This window comes from Marinobacter guineae, from assembly GCF_002744735.1.
GTDB lineage: Bacteria > Pseudomonadota > Gammaproteobacteria > Pseudomonadales > Oleiphilaceae > Marinobacter > Marinobacter guineae.
Genome location: NZ_KZ319340.1, coordinates 974,555 through 992,664 on the forward strand (window position 1 = coordinate 974,555; position 18,110 = coordinate 992,664).

Genomic DNA, 18,110 nt, shown 5'->3' on the forward strand with positions numbered 1-18,110 from the left:
AGTTCTTCGTACCCTTGTGGTCAATGTAATCCGCTATCGGGAGGAGAGCCGGTGAAAGCGCTGGTAATCGAAGACGATCAGGACGTAGCAAATTATCTTGTCAAAGGGCTGAAGGAATCCGACTTCGTGGTGGATCATGCGGCCGATGGCAAGGAAGGCATGATGATGGCGGCCAGTGAAGACTACGACATTATGATTGTGGACCGTATGCTGCCGGGGATGGACGGACTGTCTATCATAAAAACCGTCCGGGCGACCGGAAACCAGGTGCCGGTTCTGATTCTGAGCGCCCTGGGTGATGTGGACGACCGGGTCGAAGGCCTGCGGGGCGGTGGAGACGATTACCTGACCAAGCCGTTTTCCTTCACTGAGCTGCTGGCTCGCATCGAATCCCTGATTCGACGCAACCGCCAGGCGGCGGAAACTGAAACCGTGTTACGGGTGGCCGATCTGGAAATGGATCTGCTGGCGAGGACCGTCAAGAGGGCTGGCCAGAATATTGATGTTCAGCCCCGTGAATTCCGGTTGCTTGAATACCTGATGCGGAACGCCGGCCAGGTGGTTACCCGGACCATGCTGCTGGAGAAAGTCTGGGATTATCACTTTGATCCCCAGACCAACGTCATCGACGTGCACATCAGCCGGCTGCGTGCCAAGATCGACAAGGAATTCGAGACACCCTTACTGCAAACCATCCGGGGAGCAGGGTACATGTTACGTGAAACTGCTTAGTCAGCTAAGGACTTCGTCTTTTCAATTAGCCCTGTTGTACATGGTGGTGTTTGCCACCTCGGTGTTCCTGCTGCTCGCTTTTATTTACTGGCGTACAGCGGGCTTCATGACCGCCCAGACCGACGAAACCATTGAAGCGGAAATCGCCGGTCTGGCGGAGCAGTATCGGGGCCGTGGCGTAAACGGCCTGATCACCATCATTCGCGAGCGGGTTGCCCGCGATCCCAATGCCAAATCCATTTATCTGCTGACGACCGACGACTTCCTCAAGCTCGCCGGAAACATCGAGACCTGGCCTGAAGGCAGCCGGTCCGAAAGCGGCTGGATCAATTTTACCCTGGATAAATCCGTCGGCTGGACAGGCCCTGAGCGCTTGGCCCGTGCCCGAATTTTTGAAGTCCAGGGTGGCCTGCGCTTGCTAGTGGGCCGGGATGTGGACGAACTTACCAATCTGAAACGGGTGATTGAAACCGCCATTAACTGGGGGATGGGCATCACCCTTGGGCTCGCTTTGATGGGCGGCTTTTTGATGAGCCGGAGCACGACCCGGAGGATTGAGGTTATCAACAATACCTCCCGCCGTATCATGAATGGCCACTTGTCCCTGAGAATTCCTACCCGCGGAACGGACGACGATTTTGACCAGCTGGCGGAAAACCTGAACCAGATGCTGGACCGCATTGTTTATTTGATGGAAGGCATCCGGCACGTTTCCGACAGCATTGCCCATGACCTTCGCACCCCCCTGACCCGCCTGCGGAATCAGCTTGAAAATACCCTGATGTCGGTGGATAACGATGAAGCGAGGGAGCAGGCCGGCCGTGCCGTGGCGGAGGCCGATCAGTTGCTGGCCACCTTCAACGCCCTGCTGCGCATTGCCCGGCTTGAAACCCGGGGCAATGCCGCTGATATGAAACCGGTATCGCTGGATGCACTGGTTACCGACGCCTGTGAGCTCTATGAGGCGCTGGCCGAGGATAAAGACCAGTCTTTCGAGCAGTCCCTGGAAAGCGGCGTGATCATTGAGGGTGACAGGGACCTGCTGTTCCAGATGGTCAGTAACCTGATCGATAATGCGATCAAATACACACCGGAACACGGCGTTATCGGAGTTGCCGTGCGAAAGGAGGGCGCCGAGGCGATCTTCGAGGTTCGGGACAGTGGTATCGGCATTCCCGATGTCGAGAAAGATCAGGTGTTCCAGCGCTTCTATCGTGTTGGCAAGAGCCGCTCATTACCCGGTAATGGTCTGGGTCTGAGCCTTGTGAGTGCCGTTGCGGAAATCCATCAGGGTCGGATTGTTCTGACCGATACCCGCCCCGGTGATACCCCACCTGGACTGACTGTCACCGTCCGGATGCCTGCCTTTACCGAGGCCCGGAAACGGGTCCGGGCAGCGCAGGCCGAGCAGCAGCCGGCGAATTCAGCGGGTGGGGAAACCCGAACCGCAACCGAAACCACTGGCGCAGAAACTCACTGACTGGCGCGGAACCGGCTAATCCTCGACAGCACCGGGCCTACCAACGCATCCTTGCGGGACTCGATCTGGTGGGTGATCTTTTCAACCTGTGAACGTCGGCGATTTACCCGCACCTGAATGCTGTCCCACTCTCCTTCCAGATGCTTCTGTTCCGCCATCAGGAAGGCCGCAACGTTATGGCGGTTCACCTTGCCGGTGATGCCGAACTGGTCCAGTCGGTAACCAAGGGTGTCCACGCCGTTCAGCGCCATATTCAGCAGTGTTTGAGTGTTCATGTCTGTATCTCCGTGACGGGAAACTTGGGAAAGTTATTTTCCCAAAACTATGCCTTGCCCCTAGAGTGTGCAACCTAATTACGAGGCGGGGTGTCGGCACTTTCCCTGACTAAAAGGTAATTCGTCGGCCACGCGTGCGTAATGCTCTCTGTGGATAATGAATTTCGTAGCTTTGGAAGCCGGCACGAATTGTTGCTTGCTTCTCCCTCCAGCACAGCGCTAGCCTTACCCCGTTTTTACGGGGTTTTTTTATATCTCCCATTCTGTATTCCCATTGGCTAAGGACGTTGCGAATCAATGACCAAGGTTCCCGATAATGCTGGCCCACGCCCCCGGTACATCACCCCGGACGGTGAGCGGGCACTGCGTGACGAATTGCAGTATCTGTGGAAGGTGAAGCGGCCGGAAGTCACCCAGGCGGTGAGGGAGGCCGCTGCCCTTGGCGATCGCTCCGAGAATGCTGAATACATCTACGGCAAGAAACAGTTACGGGAAATCGACCGCCGGGTTCGCTTTCTGGGCAAGCGGCTGGAAGAACTCACCGTTGTGAACCGGTTGCCGGAGGATCGCAACAAGGTATTTTTCGGTGCCTGGGTTACCGTAGAAGATGAAGAGGGTGGCGAGCAGACCTATCGGCTGGTGGGTGCCGATGAATTTGATCTGACCAAAGGCTATCTGAGCATCAACTCGCCTCTGGCTCGGGCCCTGATCGGCAAACGCCTGGATGATGAGGTGAATGTCCGCACTCCGGAGGGCTGGAAATCGGTATTGGTGGTTGGCATCCGCTACCAGGAACCCTCCGGCGACAAGTGAAAAGCGTCACAGAATCGTCGACTGGCCGGGCAATCGGTGTACTTTGACGATAGACTGATCAAAAATTGGCACACGCTTTTTGCAGGCAAGGATCTGTCAGCCGGGATTGTCACCATGGGTATGCGTTCGGAATGTGGAAAAACAGAAGGGAATGCCAGTAATTCGCTGGCCCTTGCGGGCTTAGCAGCAATATTGATGTGCCCGGTTCTCACCCTGGCCGAAGAAGCGTCATCTGCTGACAGTGAGGTCAGCGCCTTCCAGTTTGAAGAGCGGTCGACCATCCACAACATTCCGCTCCGCTCCATTGAGGAAGACGCATTGGCGAATACTGTGATTGAAGGCGGTCTTGTGGCTCCGGCAGCGGGCGTGCCGGTACGGCCTCGCACGGAAGACGACTTCTATCTGGACCCTCTGGCACTTCAGCCCGGCGACAGCCGTACCGACCTGGGCCGCTCCGAAATCCCGGTGGAATTCCGGTTCAGCAATCCCAAGTCCATTCCGGGGCAGACCCACAGCAACAACTACGTGATCCGCCCGCCCGAGAACCGCACCTACGACGCCCTGAACATCAATATGACCGGGCGTTGAGCCTGGTCTCAGGCAGCCGCACAGCCGCCGGCGCTGTCCATTGACGCCTTTCCCAGCACATCCTCGTAAAAGAATGTCAGTGCCTGACTGGCCTGGTTGAATCTTGCCCGGGATACCCGGATGCGGTCGTTCAGATACTGCAGAAAAAGCTGCCGGTCTTCATTGGCCAGCGCTTCGGGGTCCTTCAGGCCGTGGAACAGCACGAATCGCGTGATCCAGTGAAGGTATGTCTGCTCTGCACGCTGATTGAGCTGATGTTTGCGGATGGCGTCCTTGACCCGGCCCACAAGGCCCGGCTGGGATTGATCCAGCGCCTCGTCGATGTCCATATGAGTAACTCTTCCTGATGAATTGATATTGTTATAATGCGCGCATCTTATGACAGTCTCTTGACCGTCGCAAAGGTTTTGGGCGGGAGATTGATCCCGGTCAGGTACCGCACCGGGATCCGGAGTGCAGGGAGGCTTACTTGAGTGCTTCGAGCTTGTCGATATACTGCTGCATGGCGTCTTCGCTGGACATATCCTTGAGCTTTTCCCAGGCATCGAACTTGGCCCGGCCAACAAAATCCATCATGCCAGGGCGCTTGCCAGACACATCACCTTCGGTTGCCTGTTTGTAAAGCGCGTAGAATTCCAGTTTCACCTCATTGGATGGCTTGAAGTCACCTTCAGCGGTCTGGATGTAGTTAACAGCTTCATCGAAGCGGGTTTTCAGGTCACTCATTTTTGATTCCTTTATCTGGCTTCCATCTCGTGAAGCGCCGTTATCTCAGCGATGTAGGGTCGCACTGCCTCAATGTCTCGAACAGGAGCATTGCGAACCACCTCGTTGGATTGAACGGCACCTTCCATCATCGTACGGATGTTCTGTTTATCGGCTTCGGGCAGATTCTCAATTGAAGCCATGTAGTTCTCCATGGCCCCCGTATCCATAGCGGGCTGGCCTTCCATATTGATTGCCATGTACGCCGTGAAAATGCGATCGCCAATCTGGCCCCACTGTTCAAGGCTCTCGAAGCCGTGACGCTCAGCAACGGCGCTGACCTTGCGTTGCGTGGGGGGATGGTTACCCAACTCTTCTACCATATCCGAATATACGCGGGTTAAGTCCATGTTCCAGTCATCATTGTCTGTGAATTCCTCGGCCAGCTCGTTCTCTGCAGAGTCGTCAAAAATGGCTCGCATGTCCTGCAAGCTGGCAATAAACGATTCAATGGTTGAGCTTTTCAGAGTGGAGGCATGGGTTGGCACGACCAACAGGCATAGCGTTATAGCGAGTGAAAGCTGGCGATAGTTACAGCGGGTGAGAATGCGACGTGCGTGAGCGTACATCGAAAGTTCCTTTTTCTGTTGAGGTATTTTCCTGTCGGACCGGCATGCTGAACCGGAGCGAAATCGTAATCTACAATATTTTTCAACCCCCAGAAAGCTGGTATCCCCTGAAACAAGCGCTACCTCAACAAACTGCTGGGCCATTGAAACTGACTCTTTTGCAGGACCGGTTCAGTAGTGACATTATATGCGGCTTTGCTGCCGGGATTGGCAGTTAATCGTAACGCTGAATAAGGAATGTTCATGTTCATGTTCTTGAAAACTCTCGCCCTGTTAATGCTATGCCTGATTACGCCGTGGGTCAGTGCCGACGAGTCCGACCATCCACTACTGAGCCGTTATCCCAATGCAGAGATCGGTAAGTGGCTCTACACCGAGTATGAAAAAGTAGAGCTGCCATCGGGCCCAGTGAACAATGAAGGCAATCTGCACGCCGATGCCCTGATTGGTGATCTCACGAGAATAAGGTATGAGATCGAGGGCGTATCCACGTTCAAGGTATTCGAGAACTATAGAAATGCCCTCAAGACCTCAGGGGCAAAACTGGTATCAGTTTGTGAGCTGCGTGAGTGCGGAGGCAAAGACTCAGGACTGCTTGATCTGGCTGCAGGCGTGGCGGGCGGCCGCTATTACATCGGGAATTATTATGAAAAACCCTACTTTGCGCGGGCGAAACTTGAGAGCGCGCAGGGCGATATTCACGTCGGACTTTTTGTCGGCGGGTACGACGGCGACGTCTGGGTGCAGCAAGTCGTTGTTGAGGAAGTGCCCAGCCAGAACACGCTGATATCCGTCGCAAAGGACTATTTGAGCGTAAAGCCGGAGCAGGCACCCTCGGGGGATCAGCGAACCCCGGAGGAAAAGCAGGAGGATCACCCGATGATGGCCCGCTACCCGGGTGCTCGCCTTTCCAAGTTCAGGAGCGTGGAATATGAGAAAATTTCGCTGCCTCTCAGTGTCGTAAGTCCCGAAGGAACTGCCCCGGTAAAGCTGGATCTGATCGGGGATATCTCCCAATACACCTATCAGGCGGAGAACGTCTCCACGCTGAAGGTTTACCAGAACTATCTCCAGGCCATAGAAAATCTGGAGTTTTCTCTGGATTATTCCTGTGAACTCGACGAGTGCGGAGGAGAGGACGCTTCCAGGAAGCTGGGGCAGCGCATGGCGGTCACCGGTGGAATCGAGAACTACTTCCGAAACCCCTACTATTTCGTTGCTAGCAGGAATGCTCCACAGGGTCGCGTCGTTGTCGCGATGTATTTTGGCGGGTTCGAAGGCGACGTGTGGATTCAGCAGGCTGTCATTGAGGAAAAAGGCACGGAAACGGACCTGATTAAAGTGGATGCTGATCAGCTTTACCAGGAGATCCAGCAATCGGGTAAAGCTCTGGTGTACGGCATCTACTTCGATACCGATTCCGCTTCGGTTAAAGCAGAATCCGCCGATGCTCTCAAGGCTATCTCCGACCTGATCCAATCCCACCCGGAGTTGAACCTTTATGTCGTGGGGCACACCGATGATACCGGCACAAGCGACCACAACCTCAGCCTTTCCAGTCGTCGGGCAGCGTCTGTTGTGGAAGCTTTGAAAGCTGACTATGCGATGGAGAGTGATCGGCTGGAACCTGCCGGTGTTGGCCCTTATGCACCGGTAGCGGGTAACGAGTCTGACGACGGCCGACGCTTGAACCGCCGTGTGGAGTTGGTTCGTAGGCTTTGATGCATGTGGTGACAGTGGCCCGACGAAGCGGGCCACTGTCAATTTGAGAGATGCGAGGTGGATCACGATTTCGCGTCAACGATTGGCAAGGGATTGACTACATTCAGGAGCCTAGGTAATCTCCGAAAGCGCTGATCAGGATGTCAGCAGGCTAACACATGGAAGTGAGTCGAGCTTTGCCCTTATAGAACAGGGCATCCTACCTTACGGTTTTCTCTTCACACTGTTCCCCCGTAGCCCTTCGTGTGTCACGGATTTTGGCAGCCGTAAAGCCATAACTGTGTATCCGAAACATTGCTGTTACTGACTGGCTGCCTAATGGACTAATGGCTTTTCAGGGAGATTTGTATGCAACCAGTAAGAATTCGCCGCATTCGCGGACAGGGCATGACCGAATACATCATTATTGTGGCGCTTATCGCTGTTGCTGCGATTGGCGTTTACCGTCTTTTTGGCGATACCGTCCGGGAGCAAATGGCGGGCTTGGCCAAAGAGCTTTCGGGTGAGTCTGGTAAAGGCGCGAGGGACGCTGCAAAAACCTCTGCAGACAATGCAGAAAAAGCGGCCACGGCCGAGAAAGACTTGTCAAATTACTACGACGGAAATCAGAAGTAGGTTTTTTTGTAAATCAAGGCTGGCCATGCGTCGACCTGGCCAGCCCTCTCCGGAACCAACAGGAGGCTTTTATGAAGGTTGCCAAGATCATTTTTGCGTTTAGCGTTGTCTGGTCCGGCTTGGTATTGGCAGAGCCTTATGCGGAGTGGGGCACTATAGCGGGTGGAATGCCTCTGGCAGAGCTTGACCCGGATATGGAAGTGCCGGATTCGTCGAAAGTTCCTATTCCGCCCCCTCCCAGCGGTAAGTTTATTAGTGGGGGGGGGGATGTGAGTTGTGCAATAGCAGTGAGGACTGAGCTTCCAGTTGAGGAGGTTTGTGCATATTACAAGTCAGAGTTGATGCCGATGGGCTATTTGCAAGTTGTTGATACTCCTGGTTTGAATTCGGAAGGCTGCCAGATATATAAGGACGGGGATATGTTGACGGACTTTGGCGTTATGGTGGAAAAAAATGAAGATCGAATGTTTGTCGAGAATGGCAGCACTCACGTAATGATAAGCTACCTTCCAACAAGTAGAGGTAATTGCGAGTAGTAGTACGTTAACCTGTAAGCAAGGATGAATGTGCCATGAATGGAATTAAGGGTGGCCGTTGCTTGCCCCGTCAAAGTGGCAGCGTTTTGGTGTATTGTCTGGGCGTCTTGGTTTTAATCGTCCTTTCTGTAAGTTACTCATTTAATGCCAGTCGCATTTCAGGAGAAAAAACACGTCTGCAAAATACGGCAGATGCGGCAGCTTATAGCGTGGCAGCCGTTGAGACTCGAGACTTGAATTTTAAGTCTTATACCAACCGGGCAATGGTTGCGAGCCAGGTTGCATTGGCTCAGTCTGTAAGCCTTATTTCATGGGCGCGTTTCGTCACGCGTTTTGCTGAAAATATCTCAATGGTAACAAGCGCCTTCCCGCCTCTGAGAGTGTTTTTTACTGCAGTGTCGAAAGGCATTTCAGTTGCCATGAAAAGCGTTGAAGTTGCAGTCAGGCTTGCTATCAACGCTATTAATTTTATAGAGCAAACCTTAAGTATTGCTCAGATGAGCCACCATGTAGGCACTCTGGCAATGGCTGAAGATATCTTTAATGAAGTGGTAAAGAGGAACGACCCGGACGTCGATCGCTCAATTTCCTTGAGCAGTGCACCGTTCATAGGTGCTTATCTTAAGGGCCATGCAACATTTACCAAACGATATTCTCCAAATAAGGTCACGAGAACCAATAAGGCTAGGAAATGGAATGGAGTGTATGGAGAACATAAAAAGCGAATGGACGAATTCCGGCTAGTTACCTTGGAATCGCGGGACTTGTTTTCCAAGAACCGAACTTATGACTGGGTGGGCTCATTCACGGTACTCCCTAAACACACGAAGCTCAAGATTCGAAAAACGGGAGGGAGCGAGCTGACCGGGAGTGCCAGATCTCCAGGAAAGCTGGGAAGTTACTATACCTGGTCTGCTATGGATACCATGTCGGTACAAAAAAAAAGGTACAAGTGTAGGGGCTGGAGTTGTAAATGGCGCTCCTGGAAAGAAGTCTTGGAGGTCGGGTGGGGGGCCACAGCGACGGGAGGGGAGAAGAAGTTCTCTTTTTTCCGTGGGCTTGGTGGGAGGCATCGGTACGCCAGTTCTTATCGTACGAACCCACGGGCTTCATTGTGGGCCGCATTCGACTATCATCGGTTGGGCGAAAGCGGGAGATTTAACGGACTGCGAGCTTTCTATGACATCAAGCAGGATGGCTTGGTAAGTGAGGCCCCGGGAATAGCCTTGCTTCTTACTAAGCCTCATAGCAGTGGCGCTGTGAAAACCCTCAAGCACACAGGTTTTGGGGCGGGGTCAAAAGCGCTGGATCTGGAAGCCCAAGGCGGATTCCTTAACAACAGGTTGGCAGCGTTGAGCCAGGCCGTGCCCTACTTCTCTCGCCCCAATGACGTGAGTGTTTTCCGACGTTGGGATAAGTTGCGGGAATACGGCAACCTTTACAACCCATTCTGGCAGCCACGCCTGTCAGAGCTGGAAAATAGAAGTACGATGCTCAAATTGGCGGCGACATTACTTTAGCAAAGGGGCGCGACTGGTAAGCGAAGGCTAACGTCAGGGAGTGACAGAAAATGAGGAGTGTCGAATCTAGGTATATGAAACGCCAGTCAGGCCAGGCCCTTGCGGAGTTCCTGGTGGTGGCGGGCTTCGTCCTGGTGCCCGTGGCGCTCGGGAGTGTGTACCTAATGAAAGTTGGCAATAGTCAGCATGAAATGCATGAAGCTACCCGGTATGCGGCATGGGAGCGTACCATCTGGTCTGCCGGTGGCGGTGGTTCCCACCACAAGTCTGATGGTGTTGTATTAAATGAGGCAGTAGCCAGGGTTCTGGGCGAACCTGACAGCCCCATAGACAGTGTTGTTGACGGTAAGGCTGTCAAGGCCGCCACCAGGAAGTTTGACCCGATGCTAAGCGTTGATAAGGGAGATGGTGATCGGGGGCCAATATTCAAGGAAGAAAAAGGGGGATATCACTCTTTTTCTTTCAAAGATGATAAGGCCGCCAGCGGTTCGGTCGCAAAGGCACTGGGTAGTGTCATAACTTTCGGGCTCGACCTGAATGATAAAGGCCTCCAGACCTCCACTATTTCCTGGAAGTATGACTGGGTTCCCAGTCTGGACTATGGTTGGGCTCCTATGAATGTTAGCAGCTCGAATACGTTGCTTACCGAGAGTTGGAATGCAGGGTCGCCGGACAAGATCAAGAAGTCAATTGATGGGATTGTTGCAACAACTCTGCTCAAAAATGCCAGTATCGATAAGGGACTGAAGTTATTGGGTGGATTGGCTCGCTTCAGGGACTTCAAAAAACTTGAGCTTGGGAAGATCGACGTGGACAGGCTTCCATGTCACCGATTGGCAAAAGCCAAGGGAAGGCTGTCGTGTTAAATCTGAAGTATGAAAAATCGGGTGCCCGCACCGCCTCCAGTTTGGTCCTGCACGCTGGCAAGGCAGCGCTCGTTTGCTACGGCATGGTTTTCCCCGGGCCACAAGCAGCCGCTGCAGAGTGGCCGGAGTTTCCAGTGCCCGACGAGGCCAAAGTAGTAGTCGTTGGCGAGGATATGAACATCAATGGATTGCCCACCCAAATCTCGGAACTCTCCAGCTCCCGTAGCCCCGAAGAAATATTGAGTTACTATCGGCAGGAATGGCAGGCACCCGCTGTCTCCGACGGGCCAGGGTATATCGAAAAGGAAGCTGGAGGCTGGCAAATTCTCAGTCGCTCTGAAGAACCATATTTCTATACGGTCCAGGTTTCGGAGAGCGCCATGGGGTCTTCTTTGGGTTTTCTGGCTGTCTCTATGCCGATGGAGCTGGTGAATCACGAGCCGGACGAGTTTGCCAGGCCGGCAGGGTCCGAGATCCTTCTTGACCTGGCCTCCGACGATGCTGGAAAGCGTGGACGTGTGGTTCAGTTCAAGAATTCGCAGTCGATCGAAGCGAATTACAATTTCTACCTGAAGCGCTATTTGGCTAATGGTTGGGCGGAACTGTCGCATCTACCTGCGGACAGAAATAAGGCTTTGCTACTCATGAACAAAGGGAGCGGTGAGGTAAGCATTGTTTTCAATCGGCTCGATAATGAAAGTTACGGGGTATTGGTGGAAAGCCATGACTGATCGTCGGGACCACAGGAATGGTCACAGTTGTTTCTTCACTAACTTCACGCCATTCAGGTCACGTCAATCCGGCGCTTCAACCGCAGAATACCTGGTTGCCATGATTGTGGTAGTGGCCATGTTGTTTTTGCCGATACCGGGCGAGAATGCATCGGTGATGGAGATGATGGTCCAGGGATTCAAGGACAGTCATCACCATTACGTTTGGGGTATGTCTTACCCTTTGTAGAACGGAAATATCGCAGTTTGCCAGGGATGGAGAAGTTCAATGGCTGGTTTTCTTAAAACGGGTGGCCTCGTGCTGCTCGCCCTCACTTTTGCCGGACTCGCCGGCTGGGGCACGCTTTCCTATTTGAACAGCCGCGAAGCGGAATTGAGGCAGGCGGCGGCATCGATGGATGGGCCTGCTGTCGAGATTGTGGTCGCCAGTACGGCTGTCAGCCCTGGGGAATCCATAACCCTGGATAACATGGCGATTGCCGAAGTCCCCCAAAAGTACTTACCTCAGGATGCCATTCCTCCCGCAGAATTCGAGCTCTATGCGGAGAAGAGCATTCTTGTCCCTCTTGATCCGGGCCGGCCCCTCTTGAAGTCCTACATTTCGGGACTGAGCCATCAGTCAAGTTTTTCTGCTCACCTCAAAAAGGGTTGGCGAGCAATAACCTTACCCGTTGATGAACTCAATGCTGTAGCCGGCATGCTCGAAGCAGGCGACTTTATTGACTTGGTGATCTCGGGCGAGCAGGAGAACGTTGAGGGTGAAACAAAGGGCTATGTGCTCCGGCGCCTGATGGAAAAAGTCGAGGTTCTCGCAACCGGTACTATGACAAGAATCGATGCCAAATACGCGAAAGCGAATGGCGTTTATCCGGACGAACCGTTTTACGGCACGATCACTATATCCGTTCCCGCCCATCTCGTTACCGAGATATTGATGGCCCGTGAAAATGACACTCTGAATGTTCTCTTGCGTCACCCGAAAGATGAGGGCGTTGCGTCCTATCCGGGTGGTTCTCGTGGTTTGCAGACAGATGCGTTTGGAATCGAAACCATTGGAGGAAAAGCGGAAAACGGTCTTCTTGAAGCTCAGTACTTGCAGCCCGCATACGGTGAATCCAAAGGAAGGGTTGATCGATACAGGCTGGCTCAAAAGTTCCGGGGCGCAGTGGCCACTACCCAAAACCAAAACGCAGTTGAGTCGGAGTAACAGGGATGTTGGACAAGGTATTCAGTGCGGAAAAGTCGGTAGTACGGCATTTGCTACTGGTATTGATTCTCGGCCTTCAGGTTCCCGAGGCTACAGCGAGCGCTACAAAATATGTGTCAATGTTTGTGGGACAAGTGCGTGTCTTTGATATGGCTGACGTGAAAAGAGTGGCCGTTGGAAATTCGGATGTCGTCAACTATCGGGCCCTTGAGAATGGCCAGCTGTTATTTATCGCCGACGGCGTCGGTGAGAGCACGGTAGAGGTTTGGACCGCGGGGGAGCGTCGCACACGGTTTGTTGTCACAGTGTTTCAGCAGAACCTTTCCCGTGCGCTGAGTGCTGCCAGGAAATTCGCTGAGAGGATTCCCGATCTGCAGTTGGAGCAGGTTGATGGAGTTCTAATATTCGAGGGTGAAATTGCCCCTGAGGATCGGGACAGAGTGACCCAGCTTTCCGCGGCGCTGCCAGGAAGCCTCGACCTGACGACTGAAAAGGAATTCAGCATGAAAGACATGGTGCTGATGGACGTTCGCATTATTGAGGTGAATCGCAGAGCGGCTGAGCAGCTTGGTATCCGTTGGGGGCAAGTTGCTGCGGGCCCGTCGGTTGGGCTGTATGCGCCGATGGCTACAAATTCACGCTTTGCTGTGTTTTCACCAGACGCGAATGATCTATCAGAAGATATCCTCGAAGCTGTTGGTGGCGCAGGAGTTGACAATTTTTACGGCTACGCTGGCCTCAGCAGCGGTCTTGCATCGCAAATTGACCTTATGGCGGAAAATGGTGAAGCCTCAGTTCTGGCGTCTCCCAAATTGGTTACCCGCAGTGGCGAGAGTGCGTCGTTCAACTCCGGCGGAGAGATCCCCTATCAGACCATCGATGAACTGGGGCGGCCCGTTATTCAATTTCAGCCATACGGAATAAACCTTGAAATCGAGCCGTTGGTTGACGGTGACGGCAATATATTGACAGGCATAGCGGCTGAAGTGAGCTCTATCGACAGGGCAAATCAGGCCGGTGACACACCGGGTCTGTTGACGAGAAACGTTTCAAATGTGATCAATGTCAAGGCCAAAGAGACCATCGTGATCTCTGGGCTGGCGGCCGCAAATACATCAGACCAGACCACAAAGCTGCCTTTCCTCGGTGACATTCCCTATCTTGGCGCATTATTCCGGTCTACGGAAACAATTGAGGAAAAGACGGAAATTGTCATGTTTGTGACCCCTCAATTGATAACAGCAGATAGTAAGAAGAACAAGGAGTTACTGGAGCTGGGTCGCCAAATGTCCAAGCCCTGGGCCGACGGAAAGCTGAACAAGGCATTGATGGAGTAGGCCATGTTCGAGATACAGGTATCCTCAAAAAAAGGCAAAGTGCTCCAGAGAGTTCACTGTGCCGATGAAAAATGTCGTATTGGCCGTGACCGGGACAACATGATTGTCCTTCAGGGTCGGAAAGTCGGTGCGGTACATGCGTGGCTGGTAGAAAGGGATGAAGGTGTATTTGTCGAAGACAATTCATCCAAAACCGGTGTGAGTGTTAATGGCAACAGGGTGTCCGTTCATGGCCCGATTGTGGTTGAGGATTCGATAGCCATAGGCGATTACCTTCTCCGGGTGATCTGCAAGCGAGCTCAGAATAACGCCGAGCCCACTGCGCCGGCTGTCGATGACACTGAGACAAGGGAGTTGGTGGTATCGACATCCACGGAGCTGGCCTATGTCGATACCGGTGACCAGGTCGCATTTGCACAGCGGGATGAACTCTATGCGACATGGCGTATTGCTGTACGCGACCGGCTCGTAAAGCTCCTGGATCTGCGACGAATAGATGTGAGCAACCTGAGCGATAGCGAGCTGCGCGCGGTTACCGGGGAAGCAATCGAAAAAATTATTCATGATATTGACGACTTGCCTCTTGAAATAGACCGAGCAGATCTTGCGAGGCAGTCCCTCGCCGAGGCTGTGGGCCTGGGCCCGCTAGAAGAACTTCTGGCTGACGACTCGATCACTGAAATCATGGTCAACTCGGCCGACCAGTTATTTTTCGAACAAAATGGTCGATTAAAGAAATCGCACATAACGTTTACTGACGACAGAGCTGTCATTAGTGCAATCGAAAGAATAGTCGCCCCTTTGGGAAGGCGTATTGACGAAAGCTCGCCAATGGTTGACGCGAGATTGGCAGACGGCTCACGAGTTAATGCTGTTATCCCTCCATTGGCTTTAAAGGGCCCCAGTATAACCATTCGGAAATTTTCCAAGGAACGGTTAAGGGCGAAGAACCTGGTCGAGTTTGGATCAGTTAGCTCTTCAATGATTAATTTTATCGAGATGTCTGTAAAAGCCAAAAGGAACGTCGTTATCTCTGGTGGTACTGGCTCCGGCAAGACCACGCTGCTTAACGTGTTGTCGAACTTTATTCCTGAATCTGAGCGAATCATTACTGTTGAAGATGCTGCCGAATTGAGTCTGGTCCAACCCAATCTGGTTGGACTGGAAGCCAGGCCTGCTAATCAGGAAGGAAAGGGGGTGGTCTCGATCCGTGATCTGGTTAGGAACTGTTTGCGAATGCGACCGGATCGAATTGTGGTGGGCGAGTGTCGTGGAGGTGAGGCGCTTGATATGTTGCAGGCGATGAATACTGGTCATGACGGATCATTGACGACAATCCACGCAAACTCTCCCCGGGACTGCATCTCCAGGCTGGAGGTACTGGTAATGATGAGCGGTATTGAAATGCCACTGGCTGCTATCAGAGAGCAGGTCTCCTCTGCCGTCAACATTGTTGTGCAACAAACCCGATTCTCTTGTGGTAGTCGGAAGGTAACCTCTATCACGGAGGTAACAGGTATTGAGGGAAATACAGTTCAGTTGGCCGAGATCTTTCGCTTCCGCCAGACGGGTTATGGATCCGATGGCAGGGTCCAGGGAGTATTTGAGGCAACCGGTTTGATTCCCGAGTTTTACGAAAAGCTGGCTGAGCAGGGGGCTCAGGTGGATCTATCCATTTTCGATAAGCGCCCGAATACAGCTTTGGCCGTGGATACTGGTCATGTCTAATATGGTTCTGGCAGCAGTCATCGGGTCGTCGCTACTTGCCTTTCTGGTTGCAGCTCTGTGTATCTACTGCATCAACATCGGGGTAAAGCGATACGAAGAGAACTTTACTGAATCTGCCCGGGAGAACCTGACTGATCTGTTTATCTTCATCGACCCGGCGAAGCTCTATATCGTAAACATTGTCTCCCTGGTGTTGGTTTTTATCATCAGCTGGTTGGCTAGCGGCACTCTGGTCATAGCGCTGATTGCCTCCGCTGCCGGTGCTTGGGCTCCCAGTTGGTTGTACGGATTTTTCAGGGCCAGGCGACAAAACCAATTCCTGTTCGATTTGCCGGATTTTCTTCTTGCCTTAGCAAATAGTATGCGAGCTGGCGGGAATCTTTCGACAGCATTGGACAGGGTCCTCGCGGAGATATCGGGCCCGCTAAAGCAGGAATTCGGTTTGCTCCAGAGAGAGCTGCGAATGGGGACAGAGTACACGGTAGCCCTCGACAATCTTTGCCAACGTATGCCTCTTCAGGAGCTAGCTTTGGTTTCGTCCGGGATCAAAATTTCCCGGGAAATAGGAGGCCAACTGGCGGATACCCTGGAACGATTGGGGGAGACAATCAGACGGAAGCTGGAAATGGAGGGCAAAATCAACTCCCTGACGGCACAAGGCAAATACCAGGGCGTGGTGATGGCGGCGCTTCCACTTTTCCTGGCCTTGATTATTTACCACATTGAACCTGTCGCCATGTCCAGATTGTGGAGTGAACCTGTTGGTTGGGCGGTTTGTGTTTTGATCGTAGTTTTTGAATTGCTCGGGTATCACTTCATCAAAAAAATCGTAACCATAGATGTGTAAGGCGTAGCGGGTAATTTCCATGAAACTAATGTTGTTTGTCGCAGCCTTTCTCGCGGTGGCGTTGTTTATTCTTGCTGCAAGAAATATTAAAAGCACTGTGCCTGACTCTAATCGCGATTATATGGACCCGTTACCACCGGCGCTTAGAATGGTATGGCCGCTGGTGAGAATACTGGCATTCCACCTTGGAGAGAGATTTCCCACTGATATCCTTGAATATTATTATCGACAAATGCGGAGATCTGGTGTCGCCTATCTTATGACAGCAGATGAGTTTGTAGGCCTCAAGATTTTGGGTGGTGTTACTGCGGTAGGCGTTGCAGCGCTGATCATGTGGCTTCTTGAGGCGTTTGATCCACTTTACCTTCCCTTTGCGCTTGTTTTGGGCTGGACTATGCCGTCCCTGTCTTTAAGGGATCGCCGAAAAAGGAGAGAGGCACTGATACTAAAGCAATTGCCAACCTTTCTGGATTTTCTGACCATGGCGGTCCAGGCCGGTATGAACCTCTCCGGCGCACTGAACCAGGCTATAGAGAAAGGACCTGCGGGGCCATTAAAAATCGAACTTGAGAAAGTGATTCGAGACATACGAGCGGGCATGCATCGGGTAGACGCCTTAAGGGCCATGGCAGAACGTATTGAGCTGAAGGAAGTGACCAGTTTTGTAACTGCAGTAGCGCAAGCGGAGAAAACGGGGAGCAGTCTGGGAGAAACGCTGAAAATCCAGGCCGACCAGCGCCGTGTTGAAAGATTTCAGCGTGCCGAAAAAATGGCAATGGAAGCCCCGGTAAAGCTGATATTCCCGTTAGTGGTATTCATATTTCCGATGACCTTTATTGTATTGGGATTCCCTATAGCGATGAAGTTCTTATATGAAATGTAATGTTTTAAAGAATGGCATTTGTTTGACGGGCGGCAGGGGCTGAATATTGTTATTCGAAACAAAATATCGCAAATCCACAGTGGAGTCCGAGAACGGTTGTCGTGCCACAGTAGGTATTGCAGATACTTGGATCAAACGGCTTCACGGCTTCAAGAAAAAAGGGTTATCTCGGTCGGTAGAGGGTGTTGTGATACATCCATGCTCTTCGATACATACTATCGGGATGAAATTTGATATTGACGTTTACTTTCTCGATCAGAAACTCAGAGTGCTTCGAGTTTATCCCTCCGTGGGACCCTATCGATGCAAGTCTGTTCCCGGAGCAAGGTATGTATTGGAGTTTAAGTCAGGGGAAGTAGTATTCCCGTTTGCGAATATTGGTGAAAACGTAAGGTTTACCTAATAAAGGTGCGGGTATGTGGGGTAAAAGCAGCTTGGCAGTTTCTCAATTGATAGTGATCAGTACTTTCTTCCTGATTCTGGGTGGCTGCGCTACAACAACAGGGTCTGGAGAGAATGCCGAGTTTTCAAATCTGATAGAAAAAGCATCCTCACAGTACGAAGCGGGTCTGCTTACCGAAGCGGAGTCCTCTTATCGGAAAGTAACGGCCTTGCGGCCAGACTACTACGAGCCTTGGCTCAAACTAGGAAATATTTACGTAAGAACTGGTCAGCTGGAAGCGGCTGTCCGGATGTTTAGAGAGTGTACAGAACTTCGTCCCGATGATGTTCGTGGTTGGAGCAACCTTTCACTAACACGTCTTAAGCAAAGCCTTGCGGTTCTGGATGATGCGCAGCAATATTTTCCGAGCGAATCTACGGGTGCCGCAGTGTTAAGAAATTCCAGAGAGTCTCTGATAAAGAACTTGGTGGATTAGGCACGGAAGCCCTATCTC

At 52.4% G+C, this 18,110-nt stretch carries 22 protein-coding genes; 18 read left to right on the top strand and 4 right to left on the bottom strand.

The features are described 5' to 3' along the window. Positions 1–51: 51 nt before the first annotated feature. Both CLH62_RS12470 and CLH62_RS12475 read left to right on the top strand, forming a co-directional pair. On the top strand, positions 52–732 hold the full coding sequence (locus tag CLH62_RS12470; RefSeq protein WP_099618467.1) for a winged helix-turn-helix domain-containing protein: 681 nt from the start codon (positions 52–54) through the stop codon (positions 730–732). Further along, positions 719–2,212 carry a HAMP domain-containing sensor histidine kinase gene (locus CLH62_RS12475; protein ID WP_099618468.1) on the top strand — a complete coding sequence of 498 codons (1,494 nt, stop codon included), beginning with the start codon at positions 719–721 and terminating at the stop codon, positions 2,210–2,212. The genes CLH62_RS12470 and CLH62_RS12475 overlap by 14 nt, the downstream gene beginning before the upstream one ends. Here CLH62_RS12475 and CLH62_RS12480 read toward each other — a convergent pair. Beyond that, complete coding sequence (locus CLH62_RS12480) at positions 2,206–2,487, bottom strand: hypothetical protein (RefSeq protein WP_099618469.1); 282 nt, start codon at positions 2,485–2,487, stop codon at positions 2,206–2,208. The genes CLH62_RS12475 and CLH62_RS12480 overlap by 7 nt on opposite strands. A 297-nt stretch (positions 2,488–2,784) precedes the next feature. Between CLH62_RS12480 and greB the strand changes: the two genes are divergently transcribed. Both greB and CLH62_RS12490 read left to right on the top strand, forming a co-directional pair. After that, positions 2,785–3,300, top strand: coding sequence for a transcription elongation factor GreB (gene greB / locus CLH62_RS12485; protein WP_099618470.1), 516 nt, complete (start codon positions 2,785–2,787; stop codon positions 3,298–3,300). A gap of 195 nt (positions 3,301–3,495) precedes the next feature. Then, positions 3,496–3,888, top strand: a complete 393-nt coding sequence (locus CLH62_RS12490; protein WP_099618863.1) for a hypothetical protein — start codon at positions 3,496–3,498, stop codon at positions 3,886–3,888. Positions 3,889–3,896: 8 nt separating this feature from the next. Here the strand turns inward: CLH62_RS12490 and CLH62_RS12495 are convergent, their stop codons facing one another. The 3 genes from CLH62_RS12495 to CLH62_RS12505 form a co-directional block, all read right to left on the bottom strand. Next, entirely contained in the window at positions 3,897–4,217 is a 321-nt protein-coding gene (locus CLH62_RS12495; protein ID WP_099618471.1) for a site-specific integrase, read from the bottom strand. Positions 4,218–4,353: 136 nt separating this feature from the next. Continuing rightward, positions 4,354–4,614, bottom strand: coding sequence for an acyl-CoA-binding protein (locus tag CLH62_RS12500; RefSeq protein ID WP_099618472.1), 261 nt, complete (start codon positions 4,612–4,614; stop codon positions 4,354–4,356). Positions 4,615–4,625: 11 nt separating this feature from the next. Then, on the bottom strand, positions 4,626–5,222 hold the full coding sequence (locus CLH62_RS12505) for a hypothetical protein (protein ID WP_099618473.1): 597 nt from the start codon (positions 5,220–5,222) through the stop codon (positions 4,626–4,628). A 243-nt stretch (positions 5,223–5,465) separates the two neighbouring features. On the opposite strand from CLH62_RS12505, the gene CLH62_RS12510 reads away from it, so the two are divergent. The 14 genes from CLH62_RS12510 to CLH62_RS12570 all read left to right on the top strand — a co-directional run bounded on the left by CLH62_RS12510 (position 5,466) and on the right by CLH62_RS12570 (position 18,092). After that, entirely contained in the window at positions 5,466–6,944 is a 1,479-nt protein-coding gene (locus CLH62_RS12510; RefSeq protein WP_170005795.1) for an OmpA family protein, read from the top strand. Positions 6,945–7,292: 348 nt separating this feature from the next. Next, positions 7,293–7,559 carry a Flp family type IVb pilin gene (locus CLH62_RS12515; RefSeq protein WP_099618475.1) on the top strand — a complete coding sequence of 89 codons (267 nt, stop codon included), beginning with the start codon at positions 7,293–7,295 and terminating at the stop codon, positions 7,557–7,559. 71 nt (positions 7,560–7,630) lie between these two features. Continuing rightward, entirely contained in the window at positions 7,631–8,095 is a 465-nt protein-coding gene (locus tag CLH62_RS12520; protein WP_099618476.1) for a hypothetical protein, read from the top strand. 35 nt (positions 8,096–8,130) lie between these two features. After that, positions 8,131–9,615 (top strand): pilus assembly protein TadG-related protein, encoded by a 1,485-nt coding sequence (locus CLH62_RS12525; protein WP_099618477.1) that lies wholly within the window; start codon positions 8,131–8,133, stop codon positions 9,613–9,615. Between the two features lie 50 nt (positions 9,616–9,665). Next, on the top strand, positions 9,666–10,481 hold the full coding sequence (locus CLH62_RS12530; RefSeq protein WP_099618478.1) for a hypothetical protein: 816 nt from the start codon (positions 9,666–9,668) through the stop codon (positions 10,479–10,481). Further along, entirely contained in the window at positions 10,475–11,212 is a 738-nt protein-coding gene (locus CLH62_RS12535; protein ID WP_099618479.1) for a hypothetical protein, read from the top strand. The genes CLH62_RS12530 and CLH62_RS12535 overlap by 7 nt, the downstream gene beginning before the upstream one ends. Continuing rightward, positions 11,205–11,441: a hypothetical protein gene (locus CLH62_RS20975; protein ID WP_143752371.1), complete on the top strand. Its 237-nt coding sequence runs from the start codon at positions 11,205–11,207 to the stop codon at positions 11,439–11,441. Before CLH62_RS12535 ends, CLH62_RS20975 begins: the two co-directional genes overlap by 8 nt. A 39-nt stretch (positions 11,442–11,480) precedes the next feature. After that, the gene (gene cpaB, locus CLH62_RS12540) at positions 11,481–12,419 is read left to right on the top strand and encodes a Flp pilus assembly protein CpaB (protein WP_099618480.1); all 939 of its coding nucleotides are present in this window, start codon (positions 11,481–11,483) and stop codon (positions 12,417–12,419) included. Between the two features lie 5 nt (positions 12,420–12,424). Further along, the gene (locus tag CLH62_RS12545; RefSeq protein WP_099618481.1) at positions 12,425–13,756 is read left to right on the top strand and encodes a type II and III secretion system protein family protein; all 1,332 of its coding nucleotides are present in this window, start codon (positions 12,425–12,427) and stop codon (positions 13,754–13,756) included. Positions 13,757–13,759: 3 nt separating this feature from the next. Next, complete coding sequence (locus CLH62_RS12550) at positions 13,760–15,484, top strand: TadA family conjugal transfer-associated ATPase (protein WP_099618482.1); 1,725 nt, start codon at positions 13,760–13,762, stop codon at positions 15,482–15,484. 1 nt (position 15,485) lies between these two features. Then, on the top strand, positions 15,486–16,331 hold the full coding sequence (locus CLH62_RS12555; RefSeq protein WP_170005796.1) for a type II secretion system F family protein: 846 nt from the start codon (positions 15,486–15,488) through the stop codon (positions 16,329–16,331). Positions 16,332–16,350: 19 nt separating this feature from the next. Further along, positions 16,351–17,214 carry a type II secretion system F family protein gene (locus tag CLH62_RS12560; RefSeq protein ID WP_099618484.1) on the top strand — a complete coding sequence of 288 codons (864 nt, stop codon included), beginning with the start codon at positions 16,351–16,353 and terminating at the stop codon, positions 17,212–17,214. A gap of 79 nt (positions 17,215–17,293) precedes the next feature. Continuing rightward, positions 17,294–17,617 (top strand): DUF192 domain-containing protein, encoded by a 324-nt coding sequence (locus CLH62_RS21665; RefSeq protein WP_407657784.1) that lies wholly within the window; start codon positions 17,294–17,296, stop codon positions 17,615–17,617. Positions 17,618–17,630: 13 nt separating this feature from the next. Next, positions 17,631–18,092, top strand: a complete 462-nt coding sequence (locus tag CLH62_RS12570) for a tetratricopeptide repeat protein (RefSeq protein WP_099618486.1) — start codon at positions 17,631–17,633, stop codon at positions 18,090–18,092. The last annotated feature ends 18 nt before the right edge of the window (positions 18,093–18,110 follow it).